This window comes from Synechococcus sp. R55.7, assembly GCF_047461955.1.
In the GTDB taxonomy this organism is placed as follows: Bacteria; Cyanobacteriota; Cyanobacteriia; order Thermostichales; family Thermostichaceae; genus Thermostichus.
In genome coordinates, this window is sequence record NZ_JANSIC010000349.1 from 1 (window position 1) to 1,345 (window position 1,345).

Annotated in this window: 2 protein-coding genes; one reads left to right on the forward strand and one right to left on the reverse strand. The window is 41.0% G+C overall.

The annotated features are described in order from the left end of the window. Positions 1 to 53 precede the first annotated feature (53 nt). Positions 54 to 470: an arsenate reductase ArsC gene (locus NW820_RS12395; protein ID WP_414328749.1), complete on the forward strand. Its 417-nt coding sequence runs from the start codon at positions 54 to 56 to the stop codon at positions 468 to 470. Between the two features lie 51 nt (positions 471 to 521). On the opposite strand, the gene NW820_RS12400 is transcribed toward NW820_RS12395, so the two are convergent. Then, the coding region (locus NW820_RS12400) for a T9SS type A sorting domain-containing protein (protein ID WP_414407645.1) at positions 522 to 1,345 on the reverse strand (824 nt) is incomplete at its 5' end.

Below are 1,345 nucleotides of genomic sequence, written 5' to 3' on the forward strand. Positions count from 1 at the left end.
AAGTACCCATCATGTTATCGTTGGTAGCCATCGCTAACAGTTGGAGGTATTAAATGAAAAAAATCTTGGTTTTATGCACAGGTAATAGCTCCCGTAGTCAAATGGTACATGGTTATTTAGAAAATCTGTTACAAGGTAAAGCTCATATTTACAGTGCCGGTATTGAGATACATGGCGTAAATCCGAGAGCCATACAAATCATGAAGGAAGATGGAATTGATATCAGTCATCATACCAGCAACCATGTAAATGAATACTTAAACATACCCTTTGATTACATCATCACGGTATGTGATCATGCCAGAGAAAACTGTCCGTACATACCAGGTAATTCCATTCGCATACATCATAGTTTTTCTGATCCTGACAAAGCAACCGGAAGTGAAGAAGAAATTATGCATGCATTTCGTATGGTTCGAAATGAGATACGCACATTCTGCGAAGAATTTTCAAAGACTATCATTGCTTAATCCTAGTAAGAAAACACAAACAAAAAAGCCCCGTAACCGGGGCTTTCTGATTTATTTTACAACCATGATGCGTTGTGTTATCGCTTGTTTTCCGTCAGATATTCTAAGAAGATAAATTCCAGAAGACAATCCGTCTGTGATCAAAGTTATTTGCTGCTGAGATGGAGCAATGGTAAATTGCTGCAACACCTGACCCAGTGTTGTCATCAGTTCTCCTTTCAACGGTTCGGCAGAAGCCAATTGCAGAGCAATGGTAATCATATCAGTAGCCGGATTGGGATACACCAAAAAGTTGGAGGTATTCATCACTTCATCCAGCGAAGAACAGTTAAGTACTGTAACCGATGCAGTGGCAGTTGCTGTACATCCGTTAGTAGCTGTGGCTGTAACGGTATAGGTAGTAGTGGATGCAGGGCTTACATTGATGGAAGCAGTATTAGCACCTGTGTTCCAAGTAAAACTATTACCACCAGAAGCAGTAAGATTTACAGAGCTTCCCTGACAAATAGTACCGCCACCACTTATAGTAGGTATGGGCAAAGGATTCACCACAATACTGGCTGTTGCCGTGTTTGTTCCGTTTAAATTGCTAGCTGTTAATGTTACAGTATATGTCCCCGCTGAATTAAATGTTACAGTAGGACTGGCAGCCGTACTTGTTGAAGGAGTTCCGCCGGGGAAGGACCAGCTATAGGAAGTAGCATTGGTAGATGTATTGGTAAATGTAATACTTTGCCCTGCACAGATGTTAGTTGATGAAACATTAAAAGAAGCGCTTGGTGGTGTATTGGTTGCAGCACTAATGTTTATATCATCCAGATAAGTAACATTTCCCCATCCACTTCGCAATTGGAATCTGATTCTGGCGGCGGTTT

Coding starts and splice junctions, on each gene's coding strand:
- NW820_RS12395 (WP_414328749.1), top strand. CDS start 54: ATGAAAAAAATCTTGGTTTTATGCACAGGTAATAGCTCCCGTAGTCAA.